Origin of the sequence: Pseudomonas atacamensis, from assembly GCF_017167965.1 — a bacterium.
Lineage (GTDB): Bacteria > Pseudomonadota > Gammaproteobacteria > Pseudomonadales > Pseudomonadaceae > Aquipseudomonas > Aquipseudomonas atacamensis.
This window is the reverse complement of record NZ_CP070503.1, coordinates 3039678-3055244: the sequence shown is the minus strand read 5'-3', so window position 1 is coordinate 3055244 and position 15567 is coordinate 3039678. Positions and strand designations below refer to the sequence as shown.

Genomic DNA, 15567 nt, shown 5'->3' with positions numbered 1-15567 from the left:
AGTCACTCCTCGTTTTGAGGCGCTTGACTTACTATCGGCGCGAATTTTGATTTCTTTTGCCCTGAAAGGGAACTTTTTTATTTTTCATGGTCGGTGTGTCTTCGGCAGGATTCGGGGCGTTATCACTCTGGATCGGGCACAATGCCCGGAAACTTCATCGCAACGCTCTGGACTAACCTCCATCAGTCGCGTTGGGCTATAACCAATGACACACATTTATTTGTAGTAAGGAGCATCAGCACATGCAACTCGGGATTATTGGACTGGGCCGCATGGGCGGCAATATTGCGCGACGTCTGATGCTCAACGGGCACACCACCGTTGTTTACGACCGCAATACCGCTTTCATCGATAACCTGGTCGCCGAGGGCTCCACTGGCGTCGCCGACTTGCCGGCACTGGTTGCCGGCCTCGACAAGCCGCGCGCGGTCTGGGTCATGCTGCCGGCCGGCGCACCGACCGAAGACACCATCAACACCCTGAGCGAACTGCTTGAGCCCGGCGATACGATCATCGACGGCGGCAACACCAACTACAAGGACGACATTCGTCGCGCCAAGACGCTGAACGAGAAGGGCCTGCACTACATCGACGTCGGCACCTCCGGCGGCGTCTGGGGCCTGGAACGCGGCTATTGCATGATGATTGGCGGCGACGCCGAGACGGTCAAACGTCTGGATCCGCTGTTCGCCGCACTGGCGCCGGGCATGGGCGACATCCCGCGTACCAAGGACCGCAAGTCCGATGACCACCGTGCCGAGCACGGCTACATCCACGCCGGTCCCGCCGGTGCCGGGCACTTCGTGAAGATGATCCACAACGGCATCGAGTACGGCATGATGGCCGCGTTCGCCGAGGGCTTCGACATTCTCAAGACCAAATCCAGCGAACGCCTGCCGGAAGATCAGCGTTTTGATCTGAACGTGGCCGATATCGCTGAAGTCTGGCGTCGTGGCAGCGTGGTTTCGTCGTGGCTGCTGGACCTGACTGCCGATGCGCTGGCCAGCGATCCGAAGCTCGACGGCTTCTCCGGCTCGGTCGCCGACAGTGGCGAAGGCCAATGGACCATCGAAGCGGCCATGGAGCAAGCGGTGCCGGTACCGGTGCTATCCAACTCGCTGTTTTCCCGTTACCGCTCGCGCGGGCAGGGCACCTTCGGTGACAAGATCCTGTCGGCACAACGCTTCGGCTTCGGCGGCCACGTGGAGATTGCCAAGAAATGACCCGTACGATCCGCAGAAAATCCAAGGCAGAACCCGCACCACCGACCACGCTGTTCCTGTTCGGTGCCCACGGCGACCTGGTCAAGCGCTTGCTCATGCCGGCGCTGTACAACCTCAGTCGCGACGGCCTGCTCGACGAGAATCTGCGGATCGTCGGCGTTGATCACAACGCCATTACTGATGAAGCCTTCGCGCAGAAGCTCGAAGATTTCATCCGTACCGAAGTGGCGGCGAAGGTCGGCAAGGGCGATCAGATGCTTGATCCGGCCTTGTGGGCCAAGCTCGCCAAAGGCATCAGCTACGTCCAGGGTGATTTCCTCGACGACAGCACTTATTCAGCCCTGGCGGCGAAAATCGCCGACAGCGGCACCGGCAATGCGGTGTTCTACCTGGCCACCGCGCCGCGTTTCTTCAGTGAAGTGGTGCGCCGTCTCGGCAGCGCCGGTTTGCTTGAAGAAACGCCCGAAGCGTTCAGAAGGGTGGTGATCGAGAAGCCGTTCGGCTCCGATCTGCACACTGCCGAAGCCTTGAACGCTTGCCTGCTCAAGGTCATGAGCGAAAAGCAGATCTACCGGATCGACCATTACCTGGGCAAGGAAACCGTGCAGAACATCCTGGTCAGCCGGTTCTCCAACAGCCTGTTCGAAGCGTTCTGGAACAACCATTACATCGACCACGTGCAGATCACTGCGGCGGAAACCGTCGGCGTGGAAACCCGTGGCAGTTTTTACGAACACACCGGCGCACTGCGCGACATGGTGCCCAATCACCTGTTCCAGTTGCTGGCCATGGTCGCCATGGAACCGCCGGCTGCTTTCGGCGCTGACGCGGTGCGCGGCGAGAAGGCCAAAGTCGTCGGGGCGATTCGTCCCTGGTCGACGGAAGAAGCCCGGGCCAACTCGGTGCGTGGCCAATACAGCGCTGGCGAGCGCGATGGCCAGCCGTTGAAGGGATATCGCGAAGAAGCCAACGTGTCGCCTGACAGCACCACGGAAACCTATGTCGCGCTTAAAGTGATGATCGACAACTGGCGCTGGGTCGGCGTGCCGTTCTATCTGCGCACCGGCAAGCGCATGAGCGTGCGCGACACAGAGATCGTCATCTGCTTCAAACCGGCGCCGTATGCGCAGTTCCGCGACACCGAAGTCGACGAGTTGCAACCGACTTACCTGCGCATCCAGATCCAGCCAAACGAAGGCATGTGGTTCGACCTGCTGGCCAAGCGGCCCGGGCCGGCGCTGAACATGGCCAATATCGAACTGGGTTTTGCGTATAAGGATTTCTTCGAGATGCAGCCGTCGACTGGCTACGAAACCTTGATCTACGACTGCCTGACCGGCGACCAGACGCTGTTCCAGCGCGCCGACAACATCGAGAACGGTTGGCGAGCCGTGCAGCCTTTCCTTGATGCTTGGCAGCAGGATGCCAGCGTCGAGACGTATGCGGCCGGCGAAGATGGCCCGCAAGCAGCCGAAGATCTGCTGACTCGCGACGGTCGCGTCTGGCACAGCCTGGGATGAGTGATTTGTCGAAACAACCGATACGTTTTCTGCTCAGCGACATGGACGGCACGCTGTTGTTGCCGGATCACACGCTGAATCAACGCACCATCGACGCCGTTCGCTCGCTGCGCGAGGCCGGCGTGCTGTTCAGCCTCGCCAGCGGCCGCCCGCCGAAAGCCATGTTGCAGCAGATCGAGGCGCTGGGCGTTGATCTGCCGACAGCGGCGTTCAATGGCGGCACGATCGTCAAACCGGACGGCACACTGTTGGCCGCGCATTATTTGCCGGCGACGACCGCGCTGATTGCTCTGGCGCAGTTTGCCGATCAACCGGAGGTGGAAATCTGGGTGTTCAGCGGCGGTGACTGGCTGCTCAAGGACCCGCACGGGCCGATGGTCCCACGTGAACAGAGTGGCCTCGGCTATCCGCCGGTGGTGGTCGAGAGTTTCGAGCCCTATCTGGAGCGGATCGACAAGATCGTTGCCACCAGCAACAACACAGAGTTGTTGATCGAGCTGGAGGCGCAGCTGTTACCCAAGGTCAACGGCATGGCGCAAGTGTCGCGTTCGCAGCCGGTGTATCTGGACGTCACTGCGCTTGAGGCTAACAAAGGTACCGCGCTGACAACCATTGCCGAATACCTCGGCGTGCCGCTGGAGCAAACCGCTGTCATCGGCGACGGCGGCAACGACCCGGCGATGTTCAAATGCGCCGGCTTGTCGATTGCCATGGGGCAGGCGGAAGATGCGGTGAAGCGCCAGGCTGATGTCGTTACAGCGTCGAACACCGAAGACGGCGTGGCTTTGGCGATCGAGCAGTACATCCTCCCGCACTGACCCGACACAAAAACCAATGTGGGAGCGAGCCTGCTCGCGAAGGCGTCGGCACATTCAACACCTTCTTTGCCTGACCTAACGCATTCGCGAGCAGGCTCGCTCCCACAGGGTTATTCAGTGTGGCTTAGAGCCAATAGCTCACCGCATACCAGCCCAACAAGCCCATCACCACCGTATACGGCACCGCCATCCACACCATGCGCCCGTACGACAACCGCACCAGCGGTGCAATCGCCGAGGTCAGCAGGAACAGAAACGCTGCCTGACCATTCGGTGTCGCCACACTCGGCAGGTTGGTGCCGGTGTTGATCGCAATCGCCAAGGTTTCGAAGTGCTCGCGAGTCATGTGCCCGGCAAGAAAAGCCTGTTTCACTTCGGTGATGTAAATGGTCGCAACAAACACGTTGTCGCTGATCGCCGAGAGCAGGCCATTGGCGATGAACAACATGCCCGGCTGTTGATCCATCGGCAACGCCAAGACCCACTGGATCAGCGGGGCGAACAGCTGCTGATCATGGATCACCGCCACCACGGCAAAAAACACCACCAGCAGCGCGGTAAACGGCATGGCGTCCTTGAACGCGCTGCCCAGGCGATGCTCGTCGGTGATGCCGGTAAACGCAGTGATCAACACAATCACCATCAAACCGATCAGGCCGACTTCAGCCAGGTGAAACGCCAGGCAACCAATCAGAATCAGCGCCGCCGCGCCTTGCACCAGCAGCGCCGCCGTCTGACGAGGCGTACGTTTGGCGTTGTCCTCGGCAGCGTAGTTGGCCAACACAGCGCGGACGTTGTCCGGCAGCAGCGTGCCGTATCCGAACCAGCGCAGCTTCTCTAGCAGCACGCAAGTAACCAGACCCGCGACCAGTACCGGCAGCGACACCGGGGCTACCTTCTGGAAGAACTCGCCGAAATGCCAGCCCATCTCATGGCCGATCAACAGGTTCTGCGGCTCACCGACCAAGGTGCAGACGCCACCGAGCGCCGTGCCGACCGCGCCGTGCATCAACAGGCTGCGCAGGAAAGCGCGGAATTGATTCAAGTCCTCATGGTGTCGCGACGGTAAATGCTCATCGTCGCCGAATTCGCTGTCCTTACGTGGATCGTTGCCCGACGCGACCCGGTGATACACCGAGTAAAAGCCGACAGCCGCACTGATGATCACCGCCGTCACGGTCAACGCATCAAGAAATGCCGAAAGAAATGCCGACAGGAAGCAGAACATCAGCGCCAGAATCGCTTTCGAGCGCACGTCCAACAGCAGCCGCGAGAAGAGAAACAGCAGCAGATCTTTCATGAAGTAGATACCGGCAACCATGAACATCAGCAGCAGGATCACCGGAAAGTTGTGCAGCAATTCATCGTAAAGCGCTTGCGGCGTGGTCATCTTCAACAGCAACGCTTCAATCAACAGCAGGCCGCCGGGCATCAACGGATAACACTTGAGCGCCATGGCCAGGGTGAAGATGAATTCGATCACCAGCAACCAGCCTGCGGCGACCGGGCCGATGGTGAACAGCACCACGGCATTGAGAATGAGAAAACCGACGATGGTCGCCTTGTACCAGCGTGGCGATTGCCCGAGGAAATTGTGCGCGAACGCCTGGGCGATTGAACCGGACATCGGCTGCTCCTTTTATTTAGAAGCGCGAAAGTTGCCGGATGTTTCAAGGAAGATCAAGTCGCCGATAACCTCGATCCTGTTGAATGCTCTATGGATTCAGATAACGCGCAACCATTGCCCGGTAGTTGCCATCCAGTGAATAGCCCCCCACCACGATAGCCCCGTCAGTTTGTACGGCCAGAGAATTGGCTGTATCGAGACTTCGCCCCAGTCGCGTGCGCAACCAACCGTGGCCCTGGCCGAACGCGGGATCGAGACTGCCGTCAGCTTGATAACGGGCGACCATGAAGTCGGCTTCAACCCCGCCGATGGTCGCGCCTACGGCAACGATGCGGCCGTCGCTCATCAACCGGGCGGCGTTCCATTGGCATCCGCTGGGACCGATGTCCACCACCTGTGGTTGGCCATGATGACAGTGCAGATCCGGTCGACCGTTGCCGTGCAGGACAAACGTCAGGCAGCGGATTGGATCGCGGCTGCTGCCGAAGCAGTAGAGCCTGTCGGCGGACTCGATGATCTGGCTGACCTGAGCGCTGTTGCCGTGGGCCCTGAACGCCATGAAACCGTCCACGGCAAAACGCTCGTCCAGACGCCCATCGGACTGGTAAACCGCCAGCAGCCCTTGCTGCGGAAAGTCGATGGAACCTGCGACGACAATTCGCCCATCCGCCTTCAGCAGCAAGGTGCTCAGCCAGGTGTTGAGCAGCAAGTGGCGAACCATGACAAATCCGCGCCCGTTGAACGATTCGTCGAGGCTTCCATCGGGGCAGAGGCGAATCAGCATCCCGGCGTGGTCGGCGAGGCTGAAATGATGGTTGGCGATCAGCAGAATGCGACCGTCTTCCTGCACCGCGAAGTCACAGGCTTCGACACCTGGCACACCCGGCGGCAACCAGTTGTCGCGGGTGCCCATGGACAGTTCGCCGGGCAGGCGCACGATCTGGAAGCTGTCATCACCGAAAGTTCGATCTGGCCGGCCGTCGGTATCGAACAGGGCGAAGGCGGGGAGGGTGCGATGGGTATCTTCATAATGCAGGCCGGCTAGTAGAATCTTGCCGTCGGCTAGCACCTGAACCTTGCCGGCCTTGGCTTCCAAACCTTCGACGAAACTGCCGATCACGCTGCCCTGAATACCGAACGACAAATCCGCCGAACCATCACTCAGCAGCCGCGCCAGGCCAAAACGACTTCCCTTCGGCGTACCGACTTTGGCGGAGACCAGAATCCGACCCTGCGCATCGAGCGCGACATGTTGCGTCTGGCTGGACAGGCTACCGGCAAAGTACACCTGCGCAACGCCGCCGATGGCGAAGGTCGAGTCGAGCGAACCGGGGTTTTTCCATACCGTGGGCAGCGCATAAGTGTTCAGGGTCGACATGCACGCGTCTCCTTGCGAGTAGCCGATATCCCAGTGATTGGGAGGCTGACTGCACGAGCGAAACATTCAATCCCTGAACCGCGAGAAGTACAACTGGACGAATCAACAGAACGACGGTCGCACTGTGCCAGAACAGTGTCTTGTTGAACCAGTCGCAAGCGAGCCAAGCAATTTGGATGAAACAGCGCAGTAAGTACCGTGCTTATTCGACTTCGCATACAACAAAGGCGAATGACTTTAACGTCATCCGCCTTTGTTCGATTATCAGTGTGGCATCGACCACGATTGCAACTTGTGGCCGTCTTCGCTCAGCTCGGCGCGGGCCTGTTGCAGCAGTTGTTCGAGTTGCGCCGGGTCAGAGTAGGCGCTGCTCGGGATCTGTTTGCGACCGATGTGGGAATTGGTGCGGTCGACGACGGTCAGGCTCAGTTCGCCATTGCCGTCTTGTGGCGCCCAGGCCACGCACTGAAAAGGCTTGAACGCGTGGTTGGCAATCAAAAGTGCTTCGTTGATACGCAGCGGGGCAGTCATGGGGTCTTCTCTCTATTGGCGCCCAATCAAGTGATGTGCCGTCGGTTGGGCTTACCGTGCGGCGGGTTACTTGTACTGATGCACGCAACCGGGGGGTGGGTCACACTTGAAACAAAGAAATTTCAGGTTCTTTACATAACGTAAGTTCGTTTCGTTAATTCTGCACCCGTCCGAACACCGCGCTGAATTCACCCCTCTCCCCAGCCCTCTCCCCGAGGAGAGGGAGCCGATTTGTGGGCTTTTCAAACCCGAGTTCGGCTTGGTCTTTCAGATCGGCGTACCTCGCGCAAGCACCTCGGTCAGTGCCCTCTCCCTTGGGAGAGGGCTAGGGTGAGGTGCCGCCCTTTGACTCCCCGCAAATAGTCGATAGCTAACTAACAACCAACTTTCTTATAACTCTTTTAATACCCGCCCTATAAGCAATCGGTACAAGCCCCCGTCAAAATCTTGCTAGTGTTACAACCGGGTCTGCCAAATGACTGTTTTTTCGATCATTTATCAAATTTGGCGCCAAGGAACAGTCATGAGCGAAGCGCCTGCGTCGAGACGTTTACTGGTGGTCGATCCCTGCGACGACTGCCATCGCCTGTTGCCGGGATTGCGCGCCGTCGGTTGGGATGTAGACAGCTGTAATCTGGAGAACGCCGCATCCCGCGCCTGTGACGTCGGCCTGCTGCGCTTGCAGCCTTACCACCTGGAACGTCCAGAAGCGGTCAAAGAACTGATCAGCCGCAGCGGCACTGAATGGATCGCTGTGCTCAATCAGGAAGTCCTGCGCTTACAGAACGTCGGTGACTTCGTTTGTGAATGGTTCTTCGACTTCCACACCTTGCCCTTCGACGTCTCTCGCGTACAGGTCACCCTCGGCCGCGCCTTCGGCATGGCGCGCCTGCGCGGGCAGGGCACGATTCATGTCGATCAACCGGAGCACGAACTGCTCGGCGACAGCAAACCGATCCGCGAACTGCGCAAACTGCTGAGCAAACTGGCCCCGACCGAATCGCCCGTGCTGATTCGCGGTGAAAGCGGCACCGGCAAAGAGCTGGTCGCGCGCACCCTGCATCGACAATCCCAGCGTCACAACAAACCGTTTGTAGCGATCAACTGCGGTGCGATCCCAGAGCATTTGATCCAGTCAGAATTGTTCGGCCACGAGAAAGGCGCGTTCACCGGCGCACACCAGCGCAAGGTCGGACGCATCGAAGCGGCCAATGGCGGTACGTTGTTTCTCGACGAAATCGGCGACTTGCCGCTGGAACTGCAGGCCAATCTCCTGCGGTTTCTGCAGGAAAAGCACATCGAGCGGGTTGGCGGCAGTCAGCCGATACCGGTGGATGTGCGCGTGCTGGCAGCAACCCACGTTGACCTGGAAGCGGCGATCGAGAAGAAGCGCTTTCGTGAAGACCTTTATTACCGGCTCAATGTCCTGCAAGTGGTCACCGCACCGCTACGCGAGCGCCATGGCGATCTGTCGATGCTGGCCAACCATTTTTCGCACTTCTACAGCCACGAAACCGGGCGCCGGCCACGCAGCTTCAGCGAAGATGCATTGATTGCCATGGGCAAGCATGACTGGCCGGGCAATGTGCGCGAGCTGGCGAATCGGGTACGGCGGGGGCTGGTGTTGGCGGAGGGGCGGCAAATCGAGGCGCGGGATTTGGGGTTGATCAGTCAGCACTCTGTCGCAACGCCGATGGGCACGCTTGAGGATTACAAGACCAGGGCGGAACGGCAGGCGTTGTGTGATGTGTTGAATCGGCACAGTGATAATTTGAGTGTGGCCGCGAAGGTTTTAGGGGTTTCGCGGCCTACTTTTTATCGGTTGTTGCATAAACATCAGATTCGTTAATTAGCTGAAGATCAAAGGATCGCAGCCTTCGGTAGCGCCTACACGGAACAATGTAGGCACTGCCAAAGGCTGCGATCTTTTGCTTTTAGAAGTAATACGGGAATTTCAGACTGAACGAAAAGTCCGGCGCATCATCCGTCATACCAATCGACAAGTTCGGCACGATCGTCAGGTTGTCGGTCGCCGCGATGGTCATGCCAACGTTGAAGTAACCGGCGTTGGCGTCACTGGATACCACCGATTCCCAATCGCCGCCGTCCTGTTTCAGCTTGCTCTTGCGTTGTACCAGGTCGGAGACCGAGAACGACATACTCATCTTCTCGTTGAGCGCGAAGGCGATACCGGCGCCAATCTGGAAGCTGTCGCCGATGCGCACTTTGCCCGGGTTTTTCTGGTTGACGGTGGAGCTGATGTCGTCGAACGATTCCTCGAGGTTGTGGGTGTAGGAGAGGCTGCCGAACAGCACCGCCGGGTCGAACGTCTTGACCAGCGAGATGCCCGGCGTGATCGACCAGACGCCGTTGCCGGTGGGCAGGGTGTCGGGGACGAACAGGTTGGAGTTGGCGTCGGTCTGGCGCAGTTTGATGCCGAACGGGTCTTTGCCGGTCGGCGCCTTGACGCGCAAGGTGACGACGGCGTCCGGGGTGTTGACCGATTCGTCGAGGAACTTGTAGGCGATACCGAAGTTGACGTCGCCGATGGTTGGATCCTTGGTGACGGTTTCTTCGGTTGTTACGCCAGCCGCGCCCTCGTTGCCGCCGCCGGATTGATACGTCGACTCGCGATAGATCACCGGCACGTTCAGGTCGAACTGCCAGCGGTTATCGAAGTTGTAGCGGCCGGTGAGGTCCAGGGTCCAGGTGTCGGCCTTGATCCGGTCGAGGTTGATGTTGCCCAGGAAGATCGAATCCAGCGCAAGGAACCCGTTCAGGATCAACTGGCGGGTGTCGTAGCGCGAATAGGTCAGGCCGGTTTCCACGCTGAACTTGCCGCCGCCAAAGAAACCGCTGGCTTCGTCATACAGGTTGGAAACGCTCTGTGCCGGTTGTGAATCATCGGCCAGTGATTGACCGTAGGATGCGCCACTGCCCCCGGCAGCGCCTCCCGATGCAGCGGCCGCACCGGTGCCTGTGGCGGCTCCGGCGACGCGATTGCCTTTCATGTCGGACGGCGATTTGGCCAGCCGTTTTGGCGGTGGGGCGGCGGGTGTTTCTTCTACCTGGCGGACCCGTTGTTCAAGTACCGCCAGCGCTTGTTGTTGTTGTTCGTATCGTTGTCTCAGTTCCAGAAGTTCCCGTTTCAGGGCTTCTACATCGGCGTCGGGTGCTGCTTGCAGCATTGCCGCCGGGAGAAGGGTACTCAAACACACTGCAGCACGCAGTGATACTGATCGATACATGAATAAGCCGTCCCTTTAAGCCCAATGATCGAGACTCAGCGTAGTTCAATATCCGATATTGCGTAGGGCCCCGAGTTGGGTCAGGTTGCAATCCAGTGCACCGGCGCTTCTGCCGTTATTGTTAAGTACGACGTTGAGTTGCGTAAGGTTGTTGACCACGTTGGCGCTGCCCAGCAAACGGGTGTTCTGCAGCAGCCCGCCCTGGGCGACCTGTTGCAGCGCCGTGCCTTGGTTGCCGCTGGCCTGAATGGCCATTTGCACGCCACCGCCATTGGCCGAAACCGCGACACTGCCGGCGCCGTTGCTGCCGCTGATGGTCTGCCCGGCGATGAGCGCCTGGCCCTGCGACGGCACCAGTGCCGGGGCCTGACTGGCTTCGCTGACGTTGATCGCGACGTTGTTGTTGGCGGTGTTGCCATCGCCGGCGGCGCGTACGCTTTGCGTTACACCCTGGCTGCTATTGAGGCCGGCGCCGCCGATGACAGAGCCGGTGCCGAGGGTAGGGGTGCTGCCATTGCCCGACTCCTTGATGGTCGAGACGTAGAATTCCGGTTTGACGGTTGCAGCCTGGATCTGCATCGAGGTCGCGGCCCCGATCAAGTCGCCGCTGGCGTTGCGCCAAGTGCTGCTCATGACAATGCCGAAGCTGATGATCCGCCCCGGCATGACGTAACGACCGCGCAGCTCGGCGAGCTCCTGGTCCTTGATTTCGATGGGTTTGAATCCGGCATGGGCTAAACCTGACGCACTCGCTGCCAGGCAGGCGGCGGCCAGCCAGTATGAGCTTTTCATCTGCTGCTCCCGGGACATCCAGTCCCATTCTCTAACTCGGCGATTAAAAGAAGTCGCTCTGAATGAACCCGAAATCCATCAATTCCGCATCTTTGACCGGGTTGAAACTGTCCAGCGAGTTCTTCGCCGTCAGCGGCACGGGAGGGCTGCGCAAGGCGTTGGCCTTGTCGTAACCGGGGCCGACGATGGCAAAGACAATGCCGTTCCAACCTTTGACAAAGTCGTCGTGCTTGTAGCGCTTGTGGCCAAGAACCGGGTCACCGATGTAAACCCAATCTTTGTCCGAACGCTGCAGGACGACGAAGTGCTTGTAGCCACGAATGTCCATCAGAACCACCACCGGAATGGTCACCGCTTCGAGTTTCTCGGGCGGGATCCGGTAGCCACGGGCACGCATGCCGATGCTCTCTACGTAGCGCTTCATGTCGAGCATGGAGAAACCCTGGGTTCGCACCAGGTCCTGGTCAGCGTTGACCAGCATGCCTTTGATGATGTGCTCCTCATCGACGTCGAGCCAATAGGCCTGGCGCAGAACCGTTGCCAGTGCAGCAGCGCCGCAGCTGAAATCGGTTTTCTGTTCGACGATGTCGGCAAACTTGCGCTCACGAATGCTTTGCACGTCCTTGTAGACCAGCACGCCACCCGGCAGGGCAGCCACCGGCATCTGCGCTGCCTGAGTCAGGCCGCACAGACAAAGCAGAGCGAGGAGGGCAGGAGTCCGCATGATCGAATACGCCTTGTGGAACCTGGGAAAAAAGCCCCGTTGCCGGGGCTTTCGTTTCGATCGCGATTACATGCAGGCTTTGCAACCTGCGGCGATGGACAGCGAGTTGCTTTGTTGGTTGCCCACACCCGCCGAGACGTTGGCTCCGCCGTTGCCGGAGAAGTTGTTCATCGAGTTGGTCATGTTGGCGTTGTTGACGACGGGAGTTTTCCAGCCATCTTTGGTCAACACTTGTTGGGTGGTGACGCCAGCGAGGCCAAAAGTACCCACGGCTTCGAACTTGGCTTTCTGATCATCGTTGCCGCCATGGCCGCCGCCACGGTTGCCCCAACCGCCGTGGTTGTCGTCTTCGATGGTCGCAGTGCCTTTGGCTTTGAATACGCCAGCGGCTGCATAAGTACCGGTGAGGGTGTCGGTTTTGTAAGCCTGCACGCCTTTGTTTTCCACGACCAGGCCAGTCGAGGACTGGTTGGCAGAGGCAGCAGCGGTGGCTACACGGCCACCGGAAACGGCGATGGCGAGGTTGTTTTTCTGTTGGTTGAAGTTGCCCGAGCTCACGTTGATGCCGATGTTGCCGGAACCATTGTTGCCTGCATTGTTGAGCGTGGCGTTGTTGAAGGTGGACGAGTTTTTCACGTAGTTGTTGTTGTTCACCTGAGTCGCGCTCGAGGCGGCAACAGCATTGCCGAAGATGAAGCTTTCGTCAGCGGTGGCCAGTGCAGCAGCGTTGTCCTGCTGGTTGCCGTCGCCGGCGGCGACGTTGGCGCCCATGTTGCCGTTGGAGCCGTTGAGCGAGTCGCTGGCATTGGCGTTGTTCAGGGTGCCCTGGTTTTTCACCACGTTGCCGTCGCTGTTTTGTGCGTCGAGTACAGCGGCGCCGGCGCCAGCGGTGATCTGCAGCAGTTGTTCAAGATTCGGACCTTGCGGCTGGCCGTGACCGTTGCCGTGTCCATTGCCATGCCCGTTACCATGATCATTGTCACCACGGCCGCCAGCCTGTGCTGCCATTGCCATCACTGCTGCGAGTGCGAAAACCAGTGGTTTGAGAGCCATTGTAGGTTTCATGGTTGTTTCTCCGTCGTGCTTATTAGTTGGTTAAGTGTTGGGACTTTTCTAATTGCACTGCTTTTTGTTTGGGTCAGTCTGCGACCCGGATGCTCAGGGTGTTAGCCATTCGGTTCCCCACCCCGGCACTCTGGTTCACCTGGATTACCCCACGGCTGCCGGTGAAGGCCTGATCACTGGTCGTGACCTGGCGACTGCCGATTGCGATACCAGTTGCTCCTGAGCTCGGTAAAAACGCCACGTTCTGTTGCGAAAGGGCGCTGTCGTCAACGCTCTGCGGGCCGGCACTGATGCTGACGCGCGTAACGTTGGCCATTTGATTGTTGGCACCGGCGCCCTGGTTCACACCGAGGATGCCGTTGCCATTGCTGAAAGAGTTGCCGCCAATGTTGGCGCTCGCGTCGATGGCGCGGCTGGCGGGCGTGTCGATGGTCTGCCTGACGTTGGTGGTGGCATGGGCTTCGGTGCCGATGGCAATCGCCTTGGTGTTGGCTTGTTGCATCTGGTCACCGGCGGCCTGGTTGACGTTGAAGTTGCCGCGATACTGAGCGCCGGAATCCTGAATATTTGCTTTGTTGACCGAAGCCGAATCGGCCATGGCGCTGGTGCAGCCGAGCAGGGCGAGAAGCAGCAGGGTGCGATTCATGTCATTGGCCTCCGGCCATGCGAGTCAGAGGCGCCAGCCCGGTGCTCATCGCCCGGTTGACCGTGTTGGAGATCGACGCCCCGGAGCCGCCGCCGCTACCCGTGCGCATACCGGGCAGGCCGTTCTGGTTGGTCAGGGTGTTCATGCCGGGCAGGTTGGAACTGGGCGTGGTCATGTTGCCGCGAATCGATGAGCCGCTGGCAACGCTGGCGAAATCACCGTCAGTCAGTTCGGTACTGCTGAGGGTCTGGTTGATCCGCGCCGAAGGGTTGGCGTTGACCGTGGTTGGATAGGGATCTTTGCCGCCGTTGCGCCCGATCGGGATTGGCTGAACGTCGCGGTTGAGGACGATCACTCCATTGCCTTCGGCCTGGGCGCTGACACTGATCAATGCGCTGGCGGCTGATCCGATCAGCAGGAGGCAGGTCAGGCTTTTATTGAAATTCCCCACGGCTGCAATTCCTTCTTCAGTGGGCTGGGTTATTCAGCGTTGTGAAGGAGAGAGCGAAAGCTGTGCCGGTTTTGAATTGTCGCGTTATTTCAATGGGTTAGGTGTTTTTGAGAATCGCTCAGCGCGGGCACTGTTTCAGCGCTGAGACACATGCAGGGGCGCTTGAACGATGCTTGACGTTGGAAAGCTCTGGAACAAGGGTTTGCGCCGATGTGTTTCATCGGCGTAACAGGTGACCTGACGGAGTGATGAACAGCGTTTGGACGGGGGCTTTGCGCGGTTAGGAGTGTTTCAAAAACGGACAGATCAGCCCGATGCCCGGCGTGGTGGGTTATTCGGACAGCAAAAGCTCCACCGCTGCAAAGGCTTGCGCTTGGCGTTCGGCCCAATTGCCCTCGATAACTTGCAATGACTGTTGATGCTCAATCAACCAGGCGCGCGTGGCTTCGAAAAATGCCATGCGATCCGCAAGATCCGGTTGGCAGCGTTGACCGTCTTCGGCCCAGTCGACCTGTTGCGGCGATAGCAGCAGGTGCAGGTCGTAATGGCGCGTGAGCAATTCGCTTTGCAGCCAGTCCGGATAATCGCCGAACAGGGTCTGGCTCCAGAGGATGTTGCTGAGCAGGTGGGTGTCGAGAATCAGCAGTTCGGGTTGTTTCGCCCGTGCCTGATCTTCCCATTGCAACTGGCCCCGGGCGATATCAGGGATATCCGCGAGGCAAGTGTCGCGTGGGTTGTCTTCGATGAACCGACGAACATATTCATCAACGCGCACGCCGCCGAAACGCTGCTCCAGACCTGCCGCCAGCCAGCTCTTGCCGGTGGATTCCGGGCCGGTGAGAACAACGACTTTCATGTGCGCAACGCCGGATCGGCACGCCATTCCCGCCAGCCTTGCACCGCGAGCAAGGTAAACAGCGCGTACAGGGCGGCAGTCAGATAGAGGCCTTTATAGATGAACAGGCCGACAAAGATCACATCGAGGACGAACCACAACGCCCAGCATTGCAGGCGTTTCTGCGCCATCCACAGTTGCGCGACCAGACTGAAACCGGTGAGCGCGGCATCGAGCCACGGCTGTGCGGCGTCGGTCCAGTGCGCCATCGCCGCGCCCAGCGACAGGCTGCCGATCGCTCCAATGCCAAGGCCGAGCAGAATCGAGCGTGCATCGAGGCGGGTAACTTGGCGACCGTCATGCATCGTCCCGGCGCGGGTCCATTGCCACCAGCCGTAGATCTGCAGTGCGGCGTAGATCACTTGCAGCAACATGTCCGAATACAGCTTCACCTCAAAGAAGATCCAGCTGTAGAGCAACACCATGACCAGCCCGATCGGCCAGCACCACGGATTCTGCTTGACCGTCAGCCACACGGCGATGACACCGAGGGCAGCGGCAAACAGTTCAAGCCCGGACATGGCGGATCCTTGGGGGAGTTGAGAAGGGGGCGGATTGTACTGCATTCGCCCAGACACAGAAGTACCCTGTGGGAGCGAGCCTGCTCGCGAAAGGGCCTGTCCAGTCGACATCTTCTTCCAATGACTGG

General features: G+C 59.3%; 15 protein-coding genes. 4 read left to right on the top strand and 11 right to left on the bottom strand.

All coding sequences use genetic code 11. The features are described 5' to 3' along the window. Window positions 1–242: 242 nt before the first annotated feature. From gnd to JWU58_RS13885, 3 genes are read left to right on the top strand one after another with little or no spacing between them, the layout of a single operon-like run. Window positions 243–1223 carry a phosphogluconate dehydrogenase (NAD(+)-dependent, decarboxylating) gene (gene gnd / locus JWU58_RS13895; RefSeq protein ID WP_016774672.1) on the top strand — a complete coding sequence of 327 codons (981 nt, stop codon included), beginning with the start codon at window positions 243–245 and terminating at the stop codon, window positions 1221–1223. Further along, window positions 1220–2743 carry a glucose-6-phosphate dehydrogenase gene (gene zwf / locus JWU58_RS13890; RefSeq protein ID WP_071172391.1) on the top strand — a complete coding sequence of 508 codons (1524 nt, stop codon included), beginning with the start codon at window positions 1220–1222 and terminating at the stop codon, window positions 2741–2743. The genes gnd and zwf overlap by 4 nt, the downstream gene beginning before the upstream one ends. Then, window positions 2740–3561 (top strand): HAD family hydrolase, encoded by an 822-nt coding sequence (locus JWU58_RS13885; protein WP_206420308.1) that lies wholly within the window; start codon window positions 2740–2742, stop codon window positions 3559–3561. Before zwf ends, JWU58_RS13885 begins: the two co-directional genes overlap by 4 nt. 124 nt (window positions 3562–3685) lie before the next feature. Here the strand turns inward: JWU58_RS13885 and nhaB are convergent, their stop codons facing one another. The 3 genes from nhaB to JWU58_RS13870 form a co-directional block, all read right to left on the bottom strand. Next, window positions 3686–5188, bottom strand: a complete 1503-nt coding sequence (nhaB, locus tag JWU58_RS13880; protein ID WP_206420307.1) for a sodium/proton antiporter NhaB — start codon at window positions 5186–5188, stop codon at window positions 3686–3688. Window positions 5189–5276: 88 nt separating this feature from the next. After that, complete coding sequence (locus tag JWU58_RS13875) at window positions 5277–6566, bottom strand: NHL repeat-containing protein (protein ID WP_206420306.1); 1290 nt, start codon at window positions 6564–6566, stop codon at window positions 5277–5279. Window positions 6567–6830: 264 nt separating this feature from the next. Continuing rightward, window positions 6831–7097: a hypothetical protein gene (locus tag JWU58_RS13870; RefSeq protein ID WP_016774677.1), complete on the bottom strand. Its 267-nt coding sequence runs from the start codon at window positions 7095–7097 to the stop codon at window positions 6831–6833. A gap of 523 nt (window positions 7098–7620) precedes the next feature. Here JWU58_RS13870 and JWU58_RS13865 point away from each other — a divergent pair. Further along, entirely contained in the window at window positions 7621–8946 is a 1326-nt protein-coding gene (locus JWU58_RS13865; RefSeq protein ID WP_122704350.1) for a sigma-54 dependent transcriptional regulator, read from the top strand. Between the two features lie 85 nt (window positions 8947–9031). On the opposite strand, the gene JWU58_RS13860 is transcribed toward JWU58_RS13865, so the two are convergent. The 8 genes from JWU58_RS13860 to pnuC all read right to left on the bottom strand — a co-directional run bounded on the left by JWU58_RS13860 (window position 9032) and on the right by pnuC (window position 15439). Next, the gene (locus tag JWU58_RS13860; RefSeq protein ID WP_125916227.1) at window positions 9032–10345 is read right to left on the bottom strand and encodes a hypothetical protein; all 1314 of its coding nucleotides are present in this window, start codon (window positions 10343–10345) and stop codon (window positions 9032–9034) included. Between the two features lie 45 nt (window positions 10346–10390). Next, complete coding sequence (locus JWU58_RS13855; RefSeq protein WP_123442519.1) at window positions 10391–11137, bottom strand: hypothetical protein; 747 nt, start codon at window positions 11135–11137, stop codon at window positions 10391–10393. Window positions 11138–11180: 43 nt separating this feature from the next. Beyond that, on the bottom strand, window positions 11181–11861 hold the full coding sequence (locus JWU58_RS13850) for a C39 family peptidase (protein WP_024012915.1): 681 nt from the start codon (window positions 11859–11861) through the stop codon (window positions 11181–11183). A 66-nt stretch (window positions 11862–11927) separates the two neighbouring features. Continuing rightward, window positions 11928–12926 carry a heme utilization protein gene (locus tag JWU58_RS13845; RefSeq protein ID WP_206420305.1) on the bottom strand — a complete coding sequence of 333 codons (999 nt, stop codon included), beginning with the start codon at window positions 12924–12926 and terminating at the stop codon, window positions 11928–11930. Between the two features lie 73 nt (window positions 12927–12999). Then, window positions 13000–13572 (bottom strand): adhesin, encoded by a 573-nt coding sequence (locus tag JWU58_RS13840; RefSeq protein ID WP_206420304.1) that lies wholly within the window; start codon window positions 13570–13572, stop codon window positions 13000–13002. Window position 13573: 1 nt separating this feature from the next. Beyond that, entirely contained in the window at window positions 13574–14023 is a 450-nt protein-coding gene (locus tag JWU58_RS13835) for a hypothetical protein (protein ID WP_024012918.1), read from the bottom strand. A 331-nt stretch (window positions 14024–14354) separates the two neighbouring features. Then, window positions 14355–14879, bottom strand: a complete 525-nt coding sequence (locus tag JWU58_RS13830; protein ID WP_123442517.1) for an AAA family ATPase — start codon at window positions 14877–14879, stop codon at window positions 14355–14357. Further along, on the bottom strand, window positions 14876–15439 hold the full coding sequence (gene pnuC, locus JWU58_RS13825) for a nicotinamide riboside transporter PnuC (protein ID WP_123442516.1): 564 nt from the start codon (window positions 15437–15439) through the stop codon (window positions 14876–14878). Before pnuC ends, JWU58_RS13830 begins: the two co-directional genes overlap by 4 nt. Window positions 15440–15567 lie beyond the last annotated feature (128 nt).

Bases quoted from the DNA above. Each gene is read 5' to 3' on its own strand.
- JWU58_RS13885 (WP_206420308.1), top strand. From the start codon at position 2,740: ATGAGTGATTTGTCGAAACAACCGATACGTTTTCTGCTCAGCGACATG.
- JWU58_RS13870 (WP_016774677.1), bottom strand. From the start codon at position 7,097: ATGACTGCCCCGCTGCGTATCAACGAAGCACTTTTGATTGCCAACCAC.
- nhaB (WP_206420307.1), bottom strand. From the start codon at position 5,188: ATGTCCGGTTCAATCGCCCAGGCGTTCGCGCACAATTTCCTCGGGCAA.
- gnd (WP_016774672.1), top strand. From the start codon at position 243: ATGCAACTCGGGATTATTGGACTGGGCCGCATGGGCGGCAATATTGCG.
- pnuC (WP_123442516.1), bottom strand. From the start codon at position 15,439: ATGTCCGGGCTTGAACTGTTTGCCGCTGCCCTCGGTGTCATCGCCGTG.
- zwf (WP_071172391.1), top strand. From the start codon at position 1,220: ATGACCCGTACGATCCGCAGAAAATCCAAGGCAGAACCCGCACCACCG.
- JWU58_RS13855 (WP_123442519.1), bottom strand. From the start codon at position 11,137: ATGAAAAGCTCATACTGGCTGGCCGCCGCCTGCCTGGCAGCGAGTGCG.
- JWU58_RS13840 (WP_206420304.1), bottom strand. From the start codon at position 13,572: ATGAATCGCACCCTGCTGCTTCTCGCCCTGCTCGGCTGCACCAGCGCC.
- JWU58_RS13875 (WP_206420306.1), bottom strand. From the start codon at position 6,566: ATGTCGACCCTGAACACTTATGCGCTGCCCACGGTATGGAAAAACCCC.
- JWU58_RS13850 (WP_024012915.1), bottom strand. From the start codon at position 11,861: ATGCGGACTCCTGCCCTCCTCGCTCTGCTTTGTCTGTGCGGCCTGACT.
- JWU58_RS13845 (WP_206420305.1), bottom strand. From the start codon at position 12,926: ATGAAACCTACAATGGCTCTCAAACCACTGGTTTTCGCACTCGCAGCA.
- JWU58_RS13860 (WP_125916227.1), bottom strand. From the start codon at position 10,345: ATGTATCGATCAGTATCACTGCGTGCTGCAGTGTGTTTGAGTACCCTT.
- JWU58_RS13830 (WP_123442517.1), bottom strand. From the start codon at position 14,879: ATGAAAGTCGTTGTTCTCACCGGCCCGGAATCCACCGGCAAGAGCTGG.
- JWU58_RS13865 (WP_122704350.1), top strand. From the start codon at position 7,621: ATGAGCGAAGCGCCTGCGTCGAGACGTTTACTGGTGGTCGATCCCTGC.